The sequence below is a fragment of the Actinoplanes sp. NPDC023801 genome, assembly GCF_040639655.1.
GTDB lineage: Bacteria > Actinomycetota > Actinomycetes > Mycobacteriales > Micromonosporaceae > Actinoplanes.
Window position 1 is genome coordinate 151,213 of sequence record NZ_JBFAAI010000004.1, and the last position, 16,189, is coordinate 167,401.

The 16,189-nt window shown below is 70.7% G+C and carries 21 protein-coding genes and 1 pseudogene; 9 read left to right on the forward strand and 13 right to left on the reverse strand.

Features of this window, described 5'->3' with window-relative positions; all coding sequences use genetic code 11:
- The first annotated feature begins 94 nt into the window (after window positions 1-94).
- Window positions 95-826 (forward strand): HAMP domain-containing sensor histidine kinase, encoded by a 732-nt coding sequence (locus AB0G04_RS10480; protein WP_360979846.1) that lies wholly within the window; start codon window positions 95-97, stop codon window positions 824-826.
- Window positions 827-832: 6 nt separating this feature from the next.
- Here AB0G04_RS10480 and AB0G04_RS10485 read toward each other — a convergent pair whose 3' ends face one another.
- On the reverse strand, window positions 833-1,495 hold the full coding sequence (locus tag AB0G04_RS10485; protein ID WP_360979849.1) for a DUF3349 domain-containing protein: 663 nt from the start codon (window positions 1,493-1,495) through the stop codon (window positions 833-835).
- A 41-nt stretch (window positions 1,496-1,536) separates the two neighbouring features.
- Between AB0G04_RS10485 and AB0G04_RS10490 the strand changes: the two genes are divergently transcribed.
- Window positions 1,537-2,178, forward strand: coding sequence for a hypothetical protein (locus AB0G04_RS10490; RefSeq protein WP_360979852.1), 642 nt, complete (start codon window positions 1,537-1,539; stop codon window positions 2,176-2,178).
- Here AB0G04_RS10490 and AB0G04_RS10495 read toward each other — a convergent pair whose 3' ends face one another.
- Entirely contained in the window at window positions 2,179-2,922 is a 744-nt protein-coding gene (locus AB0G04_RS10495) for a maleylpyruvate isomerase family mycothiol-dependent enzyme (protein ID WP_360979855.1), read from the reverse strand.
- A gap of 135 nt (window positions 2,923-3,057) precedes the next feature.
- Between AB0G04_RS10495 and AB0G04_RS10500 the strand changes: the two genes are divergently transcribed.
- Window positions 3,058-3,441 (forward strand): VOC family protein, encoded by a 384-nt coding sequence (locus tag AB0G04_RS10500; RefSeq protein ID WP_360979858.1) that lies wholly within the window; start codon window positions 3,058-3,060, stop codon window positions 3,439-3,441.
- 9 nt (window positions 3,442-3,450) lie between these two features.
- On the opposite strand, the pseudogene AB0G04_RS10505 reads toward AB0G04_RS10500, so the two are convergent.
- The 4 genes and pseudogenes from AB0G04_RS10505 to AB0G04_RS10520 all read right to left on the reverse strand — a co-directional run.
- Window positions 3,451-3,718, reverse strand: a pseudogene (locus tag AB0G04_RS10505) (transposase); the annotation flags it as partial.
- A gap of 284 nt (window positions 3,719-4,002) precedes the next feature.
- Window positions 4,003-4,707, reverse strand: a complete 705-nt coding sequence (locus AB0G04_RS10510) for a hypothetical protein (protein WP_360979861.1) — start codon at window positions 4,705-4,707, stop codon at window positions 4,003-4,005.
- Window positions 4,708-5,047: 340 nt separating this feature from the next.
- The gene (locus AB0G04_RS10515) at window positions 5,048-5,254 is read right to left on the reverse strand and encodes a hypothetical protein (RefSeq protein WP_360979864.1); all 207 of its coding nucleotides are present in this window, start codon (window positions 5,252-5,254) and stop codon (window positions 5,048-5,050) included.
- Between the two features lie 19 nt (window positions 5,255-5,273).
- Complete coding sequence (locus AB0G04_RS10520) at window positions 5,274-5,627, reverse strand: DoxX family protein (protein WP_360979867.1); 354 nt, start codon at window positions 5,625-5,627, stop codon at window positions 5,274-5,276.
- Window positions 5,628-5,851: 224 nt separating this feature from the next.
- Here AB0G04_RS10520 and AB0G04_RS10525 point away from each other — a divergent pair, with 224 nt between their 5' ends.
- On the forward strand, window positions 5,852-6,925 hold the full coding sequence (locus AB0G04_RS10525) for a hypothetical protein (RefSeq protein WP_360979870.1): 1,074 nt from the start codon (window positions 5,852-5,854) through the stop codon (window positions 6,923-6,925).
- Between the two features lie 9 nt (window positions 6,926-6,934).
- Here the strand turns inward: AB0G04_RS10525 and AB0G04_RS10530 are convergent, their stop codons facing one another.
- Window positions 6,935-7,714 (reverse strand): ABC transporter permease, encoded by a 780-nt coding sequence (locus tag AB0G04_RS10530; protein ID WP_360979873.1) that lies wholly within the window; start codon window positions 7,712-7,714, stop codon window positions 6,935-6,937.
- The gene (locus AB0G04_RS10535) at window positions 7,711-8,619 is read right to left on the reverse strand and encodes an ATP-binding cassette domain-containing protein (protein ID WP_360979876.1); all 909 of its coding nucleotides are present in this window, start codon (window positions 8,617-8,619) and stop codon (window positions 7,711-7,713) included. The genes AB0G04_RS10530 and AB0G04_RS10535 overlap by 4 nt, the downstream gene beginning before the upstream one ends.
- 78 nt (window positions 8,620-8,697) lie before the next feature.
- Between AB0G04_RS10535 and AB0G04_RS10540 the strand changes: the two genes are divergently transcribed.
- Genes AB0G04_RS10540 through AB0G04_RS10560 form a run of 5 tightly spaced genes read left to right on the forward strand, consistent with a single transcriptional unit; the run spans window position 8,698 to window position 11,992 of the window.
- Window positions 8,698-9,441 carry a TetR/AcrR family transcriptional regulator C-terminal domain-containing protein gene (locus tag AB0G04_RS10540; RefSeq protein ID WP_360979879.1) on the forward strand — a complete coding sequence of 248 codons (744 nt, stop codon included), beginning with the start codon at window positions 8,698-8,700 and terminating at the stop codon, window positions 9,439-9,441.
- 36 nt (window positions 9,442-9,477) lie between these two features.
- Window positions 9,478-9,762, forward strand: coding sequence for an antibiotic biosynthesis monooxygenase family protein (locus AB0G04_RS10545; protein WP_360979882.1), 285 nt, complete (start codon window positions 9,478-9,480; stop codon window positions 9,760-9,762).
- Window positions 9,759-10,319 (forward strand): class I SAM-dependent methyltransferase, encoded by a 561-nt coding sequence (locus tag AB0G04_RS10550; protein WP_360979885.1) that lies wholly within the window; start codon window positions 9,759-9,761, stop codon window positions 10,317-10,319. The genes AB0G04_RS10545 and AB0G04_RS10550 overlap by 4 nt, the downstream gene beginning before the upstream one ends.
- Before the next feature lie 54 nt (window positions 10,320-10,373).
- Window positions 10,374-11,459, forward strand: a complete 1,086-nt coding sequence (locus AB0G04_RS10555; RefSeq protein WP_360979888.1) for a hypothetical protein — start codon at window positions 10,374-10,376, stop codon at window positions 11,457-11,459.
- Complete coding sequence (locus AB0G04_RS10560; RefSeq protein WP_360979891.1) at window positions 11,456-11,992, forward strand: SigE family RNA polymerase sigma factor; 537 nt, start codon at window positions 11,456-11,458, stop codon at window positions 11,990-11,992. The genes AB0G04_RS10555 and AB0G04_RS10560 overlap by 4 nt, the downstream gene beginning before the upstream one ends.
- Window positions 11,993-12,092: 100 nt before the next feature.
- Here the strand turns inward: AB0G04_RS10560 and lexA are convergent, their stop codons facing one another.
- The 5 genes from lexA to AB0G04_RS10585 all read right to left on the reverse strand — a co-directional run bounded on the left by lexA (window position 12,093) and on the right by AB0G04_RS10585 (window position 16,184).
- Window positions 12,093-12,734 carry a transcriptional repressor LexA gene (gene lexA / locus AB0G04_RS10565; RefSeq protein WP_360979894.1) on the reverse strand — a complete coding sequence of 214 codons (642 nt, stop codon included), beginning with the start codon at window positions 12,732-12,734 and terminating at the stop codon, window positions 12,093-12,095.
- Window positions 12,735-12,876: 142 nt separating this feature from the next.
- Window positions 12,877-13,719, reverse strand: coding sequence for an ABC transporter permease (locus AB0G04_RS10570; RefSeq protein WP_360979897.1), 843 nt, complete (start codon window positions 13,717-13,719; stop codon window positions 12,877-12,879).
- A complete protein-coding gene (locus AB0G04_RS10575) occupies window positions 13,716-14,612 on the reverse strand; it encodes an ABC transporter ATP-binding protein (protein WP_360979900.1) in 897 nt (298 codons plus the stop codon). The genes AB0G04_RS10570 and AB0G04_RS10575 overlap by 4 nt, the downstream gene beginning before the upstream one ends.
- On the reverse strand, window positions 14,600-15,664 hold the full coding sequence (locus tag AB0G04_RS10580) for a hypothetical protein (RefSeq protein ID WP_360979903.1): 1,065 nt from the start codon (window positions 15,662-15,664) through the stop codon (window positions 14,600-14,602). Before AB0G04_RS10580 ends, AB0G04_RS10575 begins: the two co-directional genes overlap by 13 nt.
- The gene (locus AB0G04_RS10585; protein ID WP_360979906.1) at window positions 15,648-16,184 is read right to left on the reverse strand and encodes a sigma-70 family RNA polymerase sigma factor; all 537 of its coding nucleotides are present in this window, start codon (window positions 16,182-16,184) and stop codon (window positions 15,648-15,650) included. Before AB0G04_RS10585 ends, AB0G04_RS10580 begins: the two co-directional genes overlap by 17 nt.
- Window positions 16,185-16,189 lie beyond the last annotated feature (5 nt).

The window sequence follows — 16,189 nt, forward strand, 5'->3', positions numbered from 1 at the left end:
GACGATTTTCTCGTCACCGAATCGGATGCGGGAAAACGCGATGACACAGAACTCTCCGCATTGCGGAAATCCCGGAACGGACCTGGAGGAAGTCATGTATTCCCTGCTCAACGTCCATCGGGCGCCGGACGACGCCTCCGCGGGTGGTCACGAGGCCGAGCTCCGTACCCTGCTCGCGATGGCCTCGCACGACCTCAACAGCCCGCTCACCAGCATCGCAGCACACGTCGAGATGCTGCGATCGGACTACGCCGACGCCCTGGGCGAGGACTTCGCCGAGGATCTGGCCGCGATCGAGCGTGGCCTGCGCCGCATGACCCGGATGACCCGCGACCTGGTCGACCACGCCAAGGCGGACCATCCGCTCGACCCGGTCCCGACGTCGCTGCGCGAGCTGGTCGCCGAGGCCGTGGCCGACCACACGGCCGGTCCGACCCCACCCGAGATCACCGTCACCGGAACCCTGCCGGACATCCTGGCCGACGCGGACCTCCTGCGACGGGTCTTCGACAACCTGATCGGCAACGCGGTCAAGTACACCCGGCCCGGCGAGACCCCGCAGATCAACGTCAACGGCCTCGTCGGTACGGACGCCACCGTGCTCATCCGGATCACCGACCGGGGGATCGGCGTCCCCGCCGGCGACCGGCCGAAGGTCTTCGACGCCTTCCACCGATGCCACAACAGCCGCGGTTACCCGGGCACCGGCCTCGGCCTGGCCAGCTGCCGGCGCATCGTCGAACGTCTCGGCGGCCGGATCGGCGTCACCGGGAACCCGGGGGGCGGCAGCCTGTTCTGGTTCACCCTGCCCGGCACCGCCCGATGACCGCCGTCAGGAGTCGTCGGGCCGCCATCCCGCTCTCAGCAAGCGCTCCCGGACACGGGCGATGTCCGCTGGCGTGGGACGGCCGCCGAGCCCGGCCGCGTCGTTGTCCACCCGGAGCGGGTCGCCGGACACGAACGCGGCGACGACGGCGGCCAGGTGCTCCTCGCTGTAGTGGTCGTGAAGAGCGGCCAGCAGCGGGCGGTGGTCGGCCTCCGGCAGCCCCGCCGGCCAGGCCCGCCACAACGCCTCCAGGTCGGGCCGCAGGTGCTCGGGCAGAAACAGGCCGCCCCGGGGGCGCAGCACACCGGGTTCGGCGTGCGAGTAGTCGCGGGCCTCGACGACCAGCCCGTCCGCGCCGAACAGCAGGATCGTGCAGCCGGCGATGGTCAGCGGCTCGCCTCCGGGGTACGTCACCGCCCAGTACTCGACGGTCGCGGTGTCACCGCTGACGACCGGTTCACCGAACCACACCTCGGCCGGCTGGGTCTCCTCGCCGAAGCACTCGCCGAGATAGACGCGCAGCCCCGCACGTCCGCGGTACCGGCGTGAGATACCGGCCCAGTGGTCGCCGTGTTCGGCCTGCAGGGCCGCGATCGCCTCCACGTCCCGCGCGGGCCAGGCCACCCTCCAGGTCTGCGCCCACCGCCGGGCCCACCGTGCCGTTTCCACCCCGATGATCCTCAATTCCGGTGATCCTCTACCGTCGATTCGTGACGCTACTCCCGGGGTACGACGATTCCCGCCTCTGCCGAGAGTCGCCCGAGCTGCTCGACGCGCCGGGATTCTGGCCGGCGCACCTGGGCAGCCATCTGATGGAGACGATCGACGAGGCGGCGGCGCTGTTCGGCGACGACCCGGAGGTGGTCGAGCGGACCTACGCCCGGCTGACCGGCCACGACTCCTGGCCGGTGTTCCTCTTCGGCACCGGCCGCGACGCGCGCCTGGCCGTCGTCTACCGCAACTTCGCCGAGGACGAGGGCGTCGACTACCTGCTGATCCCGGACGGCGCGGACGCGATCACGTTCGCCACCGACGAGGGCGGCCAGTTCGGCCGGGGCATCACGTGGAACGAGCTGGCCGCGCTCGCCGACCGGCAGCCCGACGATCGTTCGCGGGCCACCGTCCTGCTGCTGCTCGCGCCGATGCTCACGATCGTCGAGGTGCCCGACGAGCAGGCACGGCACCGCCTCGCGCGGGCGCTGCGGACCGTCGCGGTGACGGGCGACGCTGATCTGATCGCGGCCCGGATCCTGCACCCGGACCAGGACGAGGACGAGGACGAGGATCACGATGGCGTCGTCCCCCGGCGGACCGGCCCGGAGAGCGTCGTGGACCGCCTTCTGGTGCCCTGATCAGGTCAGTGCGTAGTTGCGCAGCAGGCCCAGAGCGGTCGCCGCATGCGGACCACTGACCTGCAGCTTCGCCTCCGCCACCGGCAGACGCAGGGCGCCGACCCGGCAGAAGTCACCGGCCGGCCCGCTGATCACCGAGTCGGCGCCGGGGTCACCGAGCTGCCAGGACGAGCCGTCCGGCGCGACCAGGTCACAGCGGATCGGCACCGGCGGGAGACCGGCCAGCCGGAACGCGTACGGCAAAGTGGCGTGCCCCAGCCAGGCCACGTGCCGCAGCCGCGCCGTGTCGGGATAGTCCAGGCCCAGCGGCACGGTGATGTCCAGGGCGTGTGCCCAGTGCTCGGCGAGCCGGGTGGTGGCCAGGCTGTACGGCTTCAACGGCGTGGCCACCCACTGCACGGGCCGTCCTGGGTCGGCTGACCGCAACGCCGCCAACGAGGCGTGCCGGGCCGACTGCCACCGCCGCAGGATCACCGCCCCGTCGGCGCGTTCGGCCTCGACCAGGGCGGCCATCGCCGCGTCGACAGTGTCGCCGAGCTCATGCCAGCGGATCGCGTCCGGCCGTCCCTCGACGGCGGCCGGTACCGCTTCCTCGGTCTGTGCCAGGTGCAGCACCACGTCGGCGATCGTCCACCCGGTCGCGGCCGAGGGGGTACGCCAGTCGTCCGGCGCGAGCCGGGACAGCACCGCCCCCAGTTGCTCCTGCTCGGATTCCAGATCGTCCAGGATGTCAGCGGCGGTCACGGTGCACTCCTTCGTGGAGGATTCCGGTGGGACCGGGTACGGGTGGCGCGATGGAGCCACCGCGGCAGCATAGAAGACCGCCGACGTCCCACGGGGGGCGGCGCGGCACGATCCCGGCCTGCCTATGATCCGTGGATGGCCGTCTTCGCGCAGATCTCCCTCGGTGTCGACGACTGCGAGCGGGCCGCGGCCTTCTGGGCGCGGGCGCTCGGCTATGTGCGGCGGGCGCCCCGCTGGCCCGGGGACGACTGGATCGTCCTCGAGCCGATGCCCGGTGCCGCCGGGACCGCCATCGCCATGGACCTCAGTGAGACGCGGCCGCCGGAGTTCCCGCGCATCCACTTCGACCTGCGGGCACCGGACGGCGACCTGGACGCCGAGGTCGACCGGCTCCTCGCCCTCGGTGCGACCCGCGTCGACTGGCGGTTCTATCCCGCGCCGGGGGAGCGGCACCCGGCCGAGCCGGCGTACGTGGTGCTGGCCGATCCGGAGGGCAACCGGTTCTGTGTCAGTGCCTGACCTTGTCGTTTAACCAGTTCGGCGGGGCTTGGTGCCCTTCTTGTGATGGCTCGGCCGATGATGCGCCTGGCCGGTGACCAGGATGAGTCCACGTCGTGGCGGACAGCGGCTTGTCGGTTGCGGGAGCCTGGCGGACGTCCAGGGCCGGGGCGGCTGGGTTTCGGTGCACGCGCTGGTGAAGGACTCGTCGCGCAGAGGTTCCGAAACCCCCGCCGTACCCGGGCCGGGGTGAGCCGTTCCGGGTCAGCGGGCGCTCCCAGGGTCGGCGCAAATCCTGTCCGGGTGTATCCGTCGACACGCACCACGACGCCGTGCGCAGTGTCGGCTTCTATGGTCGGTGCCGACGGCGTACCGGGTTGATGCGGGAGGTGCGGGGTGCAAGCGGCTCCTGTTGCTCGATATGGTGCCCTACCGCTCGCAGCAGACGCAGAATCAGCTGCCGGTACGACGACTGCTGTTCGTCATCGCCCCGGGGCCGGGTCAGATCCCGCCAGGTCACACGTAGCCGGCTGACCCGTTCGGGGGGCAAGGCATAGATAAGGCTCCAGCCGAGTGCTGTCACTACAATGCCGACCACGGCAACCCGTCAGCGGCGTCCCGCACTGAGTGGACCTGCCGCAGGCTGCTGATCAGACCGGCCAAGCCAAGCAGGCCCAGGAATGCCAACCGCATCAATGCGAACGGCCGCTCCGTCATCGCGTCCATCGCGCGGAGAAGGAGGCGATCCCCGCGAGCCAGCACCGCCCCGCCGAAGACGATGGCGATGATGCCTCCGAGCCAGCCGTAACCGGCGATCACCCAGAACAAGACGCGTTCGCCGTGAAGCGGCGGATAACGCAGCATGCCGGCGATGATCAGGGCGCCACCGGCGATGCCCGTCATGCCGGTGAGCAAGGTCAGAGCGGTTTTTACGTTCTTCTCGCTGGAGACCGCGACGGCGACAATCGCCGCGGCAAGGAACGTCAGATAGCCTCCTCCGACGCCCAGCACCGAGGCGAAGATCAGCGGCGACACCACGGTCACCGCGACCGGGGATGCGTAATGTCGTAACGCAGAAGAGGGCGGTATCCGTCGAAGCTGGTACACGCTGAGCAGGACACCGCTGATGGCCAGAGCCGCCACTGCGACGCGCGCCGCGGCCGCGACATCGTTGGTCAGCAAATTCACCGCGATGGCGGTGACCACCCCGAACAACCAGAACCCGATATCGCGAGGTACCCGGTTCGGTGAGGAGGGCACATCGGCCGGAATATCCGAACTCGACATCAGAGCAGCATGATGCTTCTGGGGTCACTGCGGCCAGCGCCTGCTGGGCGAGCTGCTCGATCTCGGCGTGGGCGCAGACCATGACAGAGGAGGATCGGCGCGGCCTGACCCCACTGTTCTGGTTGCAATCGACCAAGACACATCAGGAGTTCGTAGGCTCCCGGCCCACCTTCACCACAGGAACGACTGCGCGGCGAAGGGCTCACACCGTTGGGCGACCCATCCGTCTACGGAGTGCTACGCCGGCTCGAGCAGGACGGGCTGGTCACCGCCCGGCTGGAGCCGTCGGCGGACGTCGACCAGTTGCGCCCCGAACTCGCTGAAGAACGGAACGATCTGGTCATATTCCGCGGCGAACCGATCGAACAGCACCAGGCTTGAAGCGCCGCAGCTCGCGGGTCCACTGGTGGGTGAGGGTGAAATCGGACAGTACGGCCATCGTGTAGACGCCGGACTCGCCGTCCCAGCCGCGGCTGCGCGCGGCGACACCGCCGCGCCGCAACCGGGCCGCGTGGCGCTGCTGGGTGAGGTGTACGAGGTTCGGCATCACCGGGCAGCGTAGGCGGTCACACCCAGTGGTACGACACATTTGTCACCAGGTCGGCGACCACCGTCACGAAGAAGACGGCCCAGCCGACCAGGTTCCGGGAGCCGACCCTCAGGTGGGCGATGAGCGCGCCGGTGAAGTAGAGGACCAGGCAGGCGGCGGCCACCGTGCCGAGCAGCGGCACGGCGAATCCGAGCAGCAGCCCGGCCGTGCCCGCGGCCAGTAATGAACCGAGCACCGGCACGTACCGGCGTGGAATGCCTTTCATGTCGGCCTGCGACTTCGGGTACTCGTGCCCGATCAGGTAGAACACCGCGGCGCTGCCGGTGAAGAACGCGGTGACCAGCGTGACGGTGATGTAGAGGGCAGACATCCGGGATCCTCCTGTTTGGTCGGTCACCGTGAGGACGATCCGGGCGATCGGTTTGTGACAGTCACCTCGCCCGCCGCCGGATCAGGGCCGCATCCTGCACCGGCGGTACGGCGGAAACGCGTGGCGTACCCCCGCCGTAAACATGTGATACGACAATGTGTCACCGGCCCTTCACCTGCTTTGTTGATCATGGGTGGTCCAGAACGGGAAAGACGGGAGACGGCATGCCGCAGCGCGTGTTCGTGCACATCGGGGCACCGAAGACCGGAAGCACCTTCGTGCAGAACCTGCTGTTCGGCAACGCCGACCGCCTGCGGCGCGCCGGACTTCTGGTGCCGGCCACGTTCCACGCCCACGACCAGGCGATGACCGACCTGCGGCAGGTGCCGTGGCGCGACGTCAACCTGCACTGGTCGTGGGACCGGCTGGTGGAGAGCTTCGCCCGCTGGCCCGGTGACGTGGTGCTCACCAGCGAGGGCCTCGGCGCCGCCACCGCCGACCAGGCCCGCCGTGCGGTGGAGAGCCTGCAACCGGCCGAGGTGCACGTCGTCGTGGCGGCCCGCGACCTGTGGCGCACCTTCCCGTCGATGTGGCAGCAGACCATCCGGGCCCGCAGCACCTGGCCGTTCGAGGACTTCCTGAAGGCCGTGGAGCTGGGCAGGTTCGAGGGGTTCTGGGACGAATACGTCGCCAACCGGATGTTCCAGCGCTGGGGTGACCTGGTTCCGGCCGCCCAGCGGCACGTCGTCACCGTCCCGCAGCCGGGTACCCCGCACGACGTGCTGTGGCACCGGTTCGCCGGCATCCTGGGCGTCCCCGGCGAGATCGATGACAGCGTGGCGCCGCCGTCGAACCCGTCACTCGGTGCACCGGAGATCGAGTTGCTGCGGCGGGTCAACGCCGCGCTCGGCGACGACTATCCGCACCGGCTGCCGTACCAGCGTGTCGTCCACCGCCACCTGATCCGGGCCGTGCTGCAGGAACGCGACAACGACGTACGGTTCGGCGTCGGGCTGGACCGGGCCGGATGGGTGTCCGAACTCGCCGAACGGCAGATCAGCGAGCTGCGGGACTACCCGTGCCACATCGTCGGCGACCTCGCCGAACTGCGGCCGCACCGGATGGACGGCTCGATGAGCCCCGACGACGTCGGCGAACGGCAGCTGCTGGACGCCGCCGTCGAGACCATCGTCGCGCTGATCGGCCACGCGGACTCCCTGCAGCAGCAGCTGATCAAGGAGCCCGCGGGCATGCTCAGCCGGGTCCGGCGCGGCCTACGCCGCCGCCTGGTCTCGTAGCCGGCGCGGCTAGTTGCGCAGCCTGCGGTAGGCCCGTGCCGACAGCGGCACGAACACCGCGGCGATCAGCATCGGCCAGCCGAGCGCCAGCCACACCGCGTGCTCGGCCAGCACCCCCTCGGTGAGACCGGTCGGGTTGCCGAACAGCTCCCGCGCCGCGGTGGCGGTCGCCGACAGCGGATTCCACGCCGCGACCGCGCCGAGCCAGCCCGGCATCGTCTCGGCCGACACGATCGCCGTGGACAGGAAGCCGATCGGCCACACCAGCACCTGCACGGCCGCCGTCGCGCCGCCCCCGCGGAACGACAGCCCCACGAAGATCCCGATCCACAACATCGCAAACCTCAACCACAGCAAGAGGAGTACGGCCAGAGCCGCCGAAGCCGGATCGGAGGTGATCCGCCAGCCGATCGCCAGACCGCCCAGCAGCAGCACGAGCAGTTCGGCCGCCGAGTTGGTCATGTCCGCGCCGACCCGGCCGAGCGCCACCGACGCGCTGCCGATCGGCATGGACCGGAACCGGTCGGTGATGCCCTTGCCCGCGTCGGCGGCCATCCTGGTGGCTGTCGTCTCGACGCCGAACATCATGCTCAGCGCCATCATGCCGGGCAGCAGGAAGGCGATGTAGTCGCCGCCGCCCGGCACGCTGATCGCCCCGCCGAACAGGAAGCCGAACACCAGCAGCAGCATGATCGAGAACAGCAGCCCGAAGATCGGCCCCCATGGCTCACGGACCCAGTGGGCCAGTTCCCGCTGCGTGATGATCCAGCCGGCGCGCAGGGTCGTCATCGGGCCGCCTCCTTCTCGGTGATCGCGAGGAACGCCTCGTCCAGGGTGGGATGCCGCAGCCGCAGGTCCTCGGGCACCACGCCGAGGTCGTCGAGGCGGCGGACGATCTCGGCCAGACCGGAGGTGACCTCGATCGTGATCGTGCGGTCGTCCTCGCCGGCGACGCCGCCCAGCCGGCCGGCCAGTTCACCGGCCGGGCCGCGCAGCGTGATCGTCACCCGGTCGCCGCCGACCTGCCGTTTCAGCTGCTCCGGCGTGCCCTCGGCGATGACCCGGCCGCTGTCGACCACGGTGATCGCCGAGGCCAGCTGGTCGGCCTCGTCCAGGTACTGCGTGGTGAGCAGGACCGTGGTGCCGCGGGCGGCGGCCTCCCGCACGCTGGTCCAGACCTCGTTGCGGCCGCGCGGGTCGAGCCCCGTGGTCGGCTCGTCGAGAAACAGCACGGCCGGGGTGAGGATGAGCCCCGCCGCGATGTCGAGCCGCCGGCGCATGCCACCGGAGTACGTCTTGACGGGCCGGTGTGCGGCCTCGGCCAGTCCGAAGGTGTCCAGCAGCGCGGCCGACCGAGCTTGGGCGGCGCTTCTGGTCAGCCCGTAGAGGCGGCCGAACATCACCAGGTTCTGGTGGCCGCTGAGGACCTCGTCGACGGCCGCGTTCTGCCCGACCAGGCCGATGCTCCGGCGCACCTCGGCGGCCTGTCTGCGGACGTCGAAGCCGGCCACGCTCGCCGTCCCCTCGTCGAGGTCGATCAGGGTGGCCAGCGCCTTGACAGCGGTGGTCTTGCCGGCGCCGTTGGGCCCGAGCAGGCCGTGGATGACGCCGGCGGGCACGTGCAGGTCGAACCCGTCCAGGGCGAGCAGGTCGCCGTATCGCTTGCGCAGTCCTTCAGCGATCAGGGTGTGCACGGACGCTCCTTAAACTCCGTATACCTTACGGAAATTGTCGCGGGCAACACCGTACACCCCACGGGGTAGATTTCGCACATGGAAAAACAGGACGTCGACCGCACACTGACCCTGCTCTGGCGCCGCACCCTGGGCACACCGCAAGGATCGAGAGGACCGAAACAGCGGGTCAGTGTGGACGAGGTCATCCAGGCCGGTATCGCCGTCGCCGACGCCGAAGGGCTCCCGGCCTTCTCGATGCGCAAGGTCGCCGACCGGCTCGGCCTCAAACTGATGTCGATCTACACGTACGTCCCCGGTCGTTCCGAATTGATCGGTCTGATGGTCGACGAGGTCATGGGCGAGGTCCCGCACCCGCCGCACAGCGGCACCTGGCGCGAGCGGCTCACCGGGGTCGCGCGGCACCTGTGGGACGAGTACCACCGCCACCCGTGGCTGCTCCAGGTCGAGAGCAGCCGGCCCTGGATCGGACCCAACGGCACCGACCGGTACGAGTGGCAGCTCGCCGCCATCGAGGGCGCCGGACTCACCGACCTGGAGATGGACCAGGTCGTCACCGTGATCGGCGCCTTCACGGCAGGTGCCGCCCGGATGTCGGTCGCCGCCCGCAGCACCGCCGAGGAGAGCGGCATCTCCGACGCCGAATGGTGGGAGGTCAACGCACCCATCCTGGAACGGGTGATGCCACCCGGCGCCTACCCGCTGGCCGGGCGGGTCGGTACCGCGGCCGGCGAGGAGTACAACGCGGTCGCCGACCCGGCGCGGTCGTTCCGCTTCGGCTTGGACCGCATGCTCGACGGCGTGCAGGTACTGATCCGGTGAGACACAATCAGCGCACCATCCGACGGGGGAGAACTTGTGATCATCATTGCCGGTGAGCTTCGCGTGGAACCGTCCGACCGGGACCGCTACCTGACCGCCGTCGCCGACGTGACCCGCCTGGCCCGGCAGGCCGACGGCTGTCTCGACTTCGTCCAGGCACCCGACCCGCTCGATCCCGCACGCATCACCGTCTACGAACGCTGGGAGTCCGACGAGCACCTGGACCGCTTCCGCGGCACGCCCGGCCCCGACCCCGACGTGCCGCCCGTGCACTCCGCCGACGTACGGAAATACCGGATCAGCGGGGTCGAGCAGCCGTGACCGACTACGACGCGATGTACCGCGACGGCACGGCCCCGTGGGAGATCGGCCGGCCGCAGGCCGCCTTCGACCTCGACGTCAGCGGACCCCGGGTCCTCGACCTCGGCTGCGGCACCGGCGAACTCGCCCTGGAACTCGCCCGCCGCGGCCACCGGGTCACCGGCGTCGACATCTCGGCGGTCGCGATCGAGCGGGCCCGCGCCAAGGCCACCACCGACGGGCTCGCCGTCGACTTCCGGATCGGCGACGCCACCACGCTGGAGCCCGGCGAGTTCGACGCGCTGTTCGACTCCGGGCTCCTGCACAACCTGCACCGCCACGGCGGCGCCGAGGACTATCTCGCCCTGCTGCCCCGCCTGGCCGCGCCGGGCGCGGTCCTGCAGGTCCTCGGCATCTCGGCGTCGTCGGGCGAGGGCTGGGGCCTCACCGAGGACTACCTGCGGGCCGCCTTCACCGGACCTCACTGGAACGACACCCGCATCGACGTCATCGAGGTGACCGCGACGATCGGCGCCCTGCCGGGGCTGCTGACCCGGACCGTCCGCACGGGAGCCTAGAGAACCGGAAAGATCGATGGAACCGATCGGCGCGCCGATGCCTTTCGGAAGGGTATGACAGAGCGGATCAGCGAACTGCTGAACGAGGCGGTGGCCGGTGTCGAACCGGCACACCCCGATCCGGTCGGGGCGGTGCTGCGGCGCAGGCGGGCAGCGCGGCGTACATCGGTGCTGACAGCGGCCGTGGTCTGCGTCGGGCTCACGCTGGGCGGAGCGGTGGCCGCCCAGCAGCTGAACCATGGGCCGGACACCGGTGTGGTCCCGGCCGCAGTGCCGGTGCCCTACATCGACGGTGACAGCGTGGTGGCCGGCTCGGTGCGGCTCCCGATCCCGGACGGCTGGCAGGTCGTGACCACGTACCAGCCGTGTGTGAACCCGGCCCGGGCCATGGTGATCTGGACCGCGGAGGTCGACAGACCACTGTGCCGTAACGCGGCGGTGGAGATCTTCCACAACCCGCACACCCTGCCTGGAGGCAGGATCGTGCACTCCGACAGCGAGGTCATTCCGGGCGGGATCATCATTCCGCGGGCCCAGATCACTCTGCCCGGCGGGGAACCGGGCCTGCTGGAACGCGACGAGGGCGACCCAGGACGCACACCAGCGGGGTACTACCTCGACACCACTTTGAAGATGCCCTGGTCCCAGTCCAGCATCATGTTCCGCCTCCACCGCGACGACGTCGGAAAGATGATCGCGTCCATGCGGAGCGCACCCGTCGGCGCCGGAACCCTCGCCCTGCCACGGACCGCTGTCGTAGCCGACTTCATCGTCTCGGACGCCACCGGCCGGGTCGCGTCGAACGGGTTCGGCCGGATCCGGGACCGGAAGGCGATCGACCGGGTGCTGGAACTGCTACGCGAGCAGGACACCGTGGTTCCTGACCCGCAAGCGTGCGCCGGCAGTGCCCAGGGCACCGCGCAGCTCGTCATGAAGCCCACCGAGGGTGTGCCGTTCGGCACGGACCCGTCGCCGGTCCCCGGGCCGTCACCGGCACCGGATCCCCGGGACACCACCGTGGTGACGATCGCCCTCGGCGGCGACTGCCAGGAGGCGGTGTCGGCCCACGGCGGGCGGGTGCGGTTCAGCGACGAGGCCCTGACCGAGCTGAGGACGATCTTCGGGATCGGTGCCCGGTGAACAATCAGGACACCGGCGCGCCGGACTTCGCGCGGTGGGTCACGGCCCGGTATCCGGCGCTGGTCCGGTACGGCACGCTGCTGACCGGCGACCGCGGGCACGGCGAGGACCTGACCCAGGAGTCGTTGGTGAAGACGCATCGGGCGTGGCGGCGGCTGCATCCGGACGGTGACCCGGAGGCGTACACCCGGCAGGTGATGGCCCGCGCCGCCTGGCGTCTCGGCTGTCGGCTGTGGCGCGGCGAGGTTCCGGCGGCGGCCCCGCCGGACCGGCCCGCCGGCGGTGACGCGTACGACCACCGCGACACCGCTGATGCGGTCCTGACCGCGATCCGGGCGCTGCCCGCCGGCCAGCGGGTCGTGCTGGTGCTGCGCTACTGGGCCGGGCTCACCGAGTCTGAGATCGCCACCCAGCTGGGCTGCTCGACCGGCACCGTGAAGAGCCGCGCGAGCCGGGCCATCACCGCGCTGCGCCGCGCCGACGGGCCGCTCGCCGAGGCGTTCGCCCATGCCGCGTCGGATGCCAGCGGCTGAACAGCTGCGTCCGGCCGCCCGCACACGGGGACGGGCGGCCGGACGTTAATCATCCCGCGTCCCGAGGTGCGGAGTACCCCCCTGCGGTACAGCAGGCGGCTCAGACGCGACGCAGGACGGAGACGACCTTGCCGAGGATGACGGCGTCGTCGCCGGGGATCGGCTCGTAGGCCGGGTTGCGGGGCTCGAGGAACACGTGACCGCCCCGGCGGCGGAACACCTTGACGGTCGCCTCCTCGTCGATCATCGCGGCCACGATGTCGCCGTTCCAGGCCTCCGACTGCTGGCGTACCACCACGATGTCGCCGTCGCAGATCGCGGCGTCGATCATCGAGTCGCCCTGGACCCGCAGGCTGAACAGGGTGCCGCGGCCGACCAGGTCGCGGGGCAGGTTCAGCAGCTCCTCGGCGTGCTCGTCAGCCAGGATCGGGGTACCGGCGGCGATCGTGCCGACCAGCGGCACACCCACGGTGTCGCCGGGCCGCCCGGCCGGGCCCGGCGGCTCGAGGAACATGCGGATGTCGACGGGACGGGCCATGGTACGGCCGCGGCGCAGGAAACCGTGCTCCTCGAGGGTTCGCAGGTGCCGGCTGACCGACGAGCTGGACATGCCGAGCGCGTCGGCGATCTCGCGGGTGGACGGCGCATATCCGTACTTGACCGCCGCGTCCCGGATCACGATGAGGATCCGTCGCAGACGCTCGGGCAGGACGGACGTGTCGTACTCTTCCTCGGCTGGCACCTGGAGATCTTGCCTGATGAGGAACGTGAATCCCGGTCCGCCGCGCCGTGCACCGCTCAGGTGTGACGGACCCGGACTGCCGATGACCGCCGCAGCGGTCGTCGGGCCGGTCCGGGCCCACCCCTATCGTGATCGGTTCCGGTCACAGGTCGCGGCGCTGGAACGACAGCGCCGCCAACCCCAGGACGAGCCCCGTCCACACCGCCGCCCAGACGAGATACTCCCAGGTCAGCGGTTGCATGCTGAGGAACGGTGACTCCTCGGTGCCGGAGCCGACCTGGGCCAGCAACGCCGGATCCTGGAACGCGTTCATCGCTCCGCGCCACAGCCCGTCGGTCGGCAGGAGCATCCGGGACACCGTGCCGACCATGGCGACGCTCGGGTTGCCGAGAGCACTGCCGACGGATCCGACGACACCGGCGATCCAGGTGGCGCCGAAGAGGCCGACCGCCACGATCCCGGACGCCATCGGCGAGATCGCCGTGGAGAACAGCAGGCCCAGGGTGAGCAGCGCCGCTGTTTGGCCGGCCAGCAGCAGCAGGCCGGTGACCGGATGCGGCGGCCAGTAGTCGACGGTGATGTGGACGATCACGAACTGGGCGACGCCGGCGACCGTCACGAACCCGGTCCCGAACGCGACCAGGCCCAGCCATTTGCCGATCAGCACCTGCACCCGGCGGATCGGCCGGGTCATCATCGCCAGCGCCACCCCCGACTCGACCTCGCCGGACAGGGTCGGCCCGGCCAGGAACGCGGTGCCCAGCGCGGCGATGAGGCTGAACCCGAACATCACCAGGTTCAGCACGGTGGACCCGGCCACCTTGGCCTCGCCGCTGGTCAGGCCACCGTAGTCGGAGGCGATCTCGGAGAATCCCCAGGCGCTCAAGCCGAGCAGCACCGCGGTCAGCACGGCCAGCGAACGCAGCACCCGGCGGCGCGAACCCTCCTGCAGGGTGAGCGCGGCGATGGTCAGCACGGTTCTCACGGCTGCTCCCTCAGAATGTCGAGCAGCCGTTCCTCGAGGCTGACGCGGGCCGGTTCGACGGCGTGCACCCGCACGCCGAGTTTGACGAGACCGTCGATCAGCGCCGGTACGTCGTCGGGCAGGGTGACGCTGTAGTGGTCGCCCACCCGTTCGAAGGTCCCCAGCAGGGCGGCCGCGTCGGCCGGAACCTCCGTGAGGTGCAGCCGGAGCGTCCGGCGGCCGAGCAGTTCGGCCAGGGTGCCGGAGGCGGCCACCCGGCCCTGGTCGAGGATCATCACCCGGTCGCAGACCCGCTCCACCTCACCGATCAGATGCGAGTTCAGCAGCACCGCCACCCCGCGGTCCTTCAGCGACAGCAGAAGGTCACGCACGTCGGCGCGCCCGAGCGGGTCGAGCGCGCTGGTCGGCTCGTCGAGCACCACCAGTTCGGGCCGGGCGACCAGCGCCACGGCCAGGCCCAGCCGCTGCTGCATGCCCTTGGAGAAGCCGCCGACCCGATCACCGGCCCGATCGGCGAGACCGACGAGCGCCAGGGACTCCCGCCGGCCGGGATCCGAGACCTTCACCCCCGCGAGCCGTACGTGCAGACGCAGCACCTCGTCGGCGGTGAGCCACGGCTGATAGCGGAACAGCTCCGGAAGGTATCCGACCCGCTCCCGGGACCGCGGGTCGGTGTTCGGCCGCCCCAGCAGCATCACCTCCCCGGCGTCCGGGCGGACCAGGCCGAGCATCATCTTGATGACGCTGGTCTTGCCCGCCCCGTTGGGCCCGAGCAGCCCGAGCACCTCCCCGCGGCCGACGGTGAACGAGACACCGTCGACCGCGGTCCGCCGCTTGTAGCGTTTGCGCAGGTGGGACGCCCACACGGCGGGGGAGTCGATCACTGGGCCCACCGGGTCTCCTTCGCGACCCGCAGCACCTCGTCCGTGCTGAGCGAGCCACCGGCCACGTTGATGAAACCGTCCTGCACCCAGAACACCACCGACAGTGCCCCGCCCTCGGCCGACAGCACCGTGGCCGGCGCCTTGCCGACCTTCGTGGTGAAGCTGGTCTCGCTGCCCTCCTCGACGATCAGCGGCAGCGTCCCGCCGTCCTTGGCGAAAGCCTTCAACTGGCCCGCCACCGATTCCGGCAGCCCCGGCAGCGACAGCAGATAGTCGCGGGCCGTCTCGAACGGCACCCCGTTGGAGAACGCCTTCGGTGCCACCACCCGGCCCACCATCAGTGCCGGCATCCCGCTGTTGCCCGGCCACACCGCTACCAGCCCCGGCCCGGCGGTCAACCGGAACTCGGTGGCCGTCAGACCCGCCGGTGGCTCCGGGACCGGCCGGCCGAGCGCTTTCTCGGCCTTCGCCCGGTCGAACTGGAACACCCCGAGCACCCGGTCGCCGACCAGGAAGTGTGGCCGGCCGGTCACCCCGGTCGGCAGGTTGGTGACGCGCGGGCTGGCCAGACCGGTCGCCTCCCGTGCCTCCCGGACGTCGCCGACGTCCCGGATCTTCGGGCGGCTCTCCACCCGCATGGCGCCGAACTCCTCCAGCTCCGGCAACTGCACCAGGTCGGCCTGCGGAATCGTGATGGGCGTGACCTGCTCGGTCCGGAAGATCTGGAACCAGTTCCCGGCCGCGGCCGCCGACGCCCCGCCGAGCAGTGCCACTACCCCGACGACCGCGACGAACGGTGTGCGGACACTCCGGCGCCGTGGCCGGACCGGCCGGGGCGCCTCGGCCGCGGCGAGCGATCCGGTCAGCCGCTGCCAGCCGGCGTCCACGTCCACGTCCGTCCCGAAGTCGAGGGCGGATCCGATCAGCAGAGCGTCGGCACCGGACGAGGCCATCCGGCTGCCGCATTCCGCACAGTCCTCGACGTGCAGACGGTCCACGTCGGCGACGCCGTCCGGCTCGTCGAGCAGCCGGCGCAGCACGCCGTCACCGGGATGACGCATGACGGTTCAACTCCTCACGAAGAGCGGATTCGGCGCGTCGCACGGTCGTGCCCACGCTGCCGGGGGAGAGATCGAGAGCGGCGGCCACCTCGGCGTAGCTCAGCCCGCTGTGCCGCAGCACCAGCGCCACAGCCTGTTTGCGGGGCAGGCGGGACAGCGCCGCGCGTACCCGCTGATGTTCTTCCTTGGCCACGACGGTGTCGGCGACGTCCGGCGCCACGGTGAGCCGGTCGGATGCCGCCTCCTCCCGGGAGACCCGCCGCCGCCCGGACCGCAGATGGTTCAGCGCGGTGTGCGCGGCCGCCACACACAGCCAGCCGAGCGCCTCACCGGCGGGGACATCGGTCCGCCCGAACGCCAGGAAGGCTTCCTGCGCCACGTCCTCGGCCTCGTCGCGGGAGCCGAGGACACGGGCCGCCACCCCGACCACCTTCGGGTAGGCCGCCCGGAATATGTGTTCCAGGTCGGATCGAACGGAGGCCGGCACGGCGTCCCCCCGTTCCTTCAACAGTTGCTTCACACCAG

What these genes read in the sequence shown, in the direction of transcription:
- AB0G04_RS10480 (WP_360979846.1), top strand. Translation starts at nt 95, where the DNA reads ATGTATTCCCTGCTCAACGTCCATCGGGCGCCGGACGACGCCTCCGCG.
- AB0G04_RS10500 (WP_360979858.1), top strand. Translation starts at nt 3,058, where the DNA reads ATGGCCGTCTTCGCGCAGATCTCCCTCGGTGTCGACGACTGCGAGCGG.
- AB0G04_RS10510 (WP_360979861.1), bottom strand. Translation starts at nt 4,707, where the DNA reads ATGTCGAGTTCGGATATTCCGGCCGATGTGCCCTCCTCACCGAACCGG.
- AB0G04_RS10515 (WP_360979864.1), bottom strand. Translation starts at nt 5,254, where the DNA reads ATGCCGAACCTCGTACACCTCACCCAGCAGCGCCACGCGGCCCGGTTG.
- AB0G04_RS10520 (WP_360979867.1), bottom strand. Translation starts at nt 5,627, where the DNA reads ATGTCTGCCCTCTACATCACCGTCACGCTGGTCACCGCGTTCTTCACC.
- AB0G04_RS10525 (WP_360979870.1), top strand. Translation starts at nt 5,852, where the DNA reads ATGCCGCAGCGCGTGTTCGTGCACATCGGGGCACCGAAGACCGGAAGC.
- AB0G04_RS10530 (WP_360979873.1), bottom strand. Translation starts at nt 7,714, where the DNA reads ATGACGACCCTGCGCGCCGGCTGGATCATCACGCAGCGGGAACTGGCC.
- AB0G04_RS10540 (WP_360979879.1), top strand. Translation starts at nt 8,698, where the DNA reads ATGGAAAAACAGGACGTCGACCGCACACTGACCCTGCTCTGGCGCCGC.
- AB0G04_RS10555 (WP_360979888.1), top strand. Translation starts at nt 10,374, where the DNA reads ATGACAGAGCGGATCAGCGAACTGCTGAACGAGGCGGTGGCCGGTGTC.
- AB0G04_RS10580 (WP_360979903.1), bottom strand. Translation starts at nt 15,664, where the DNA reads ATGCGTCATCCCGGTGACGGCGTGCTGCGCCGGCTGCTCGACGAGCCG.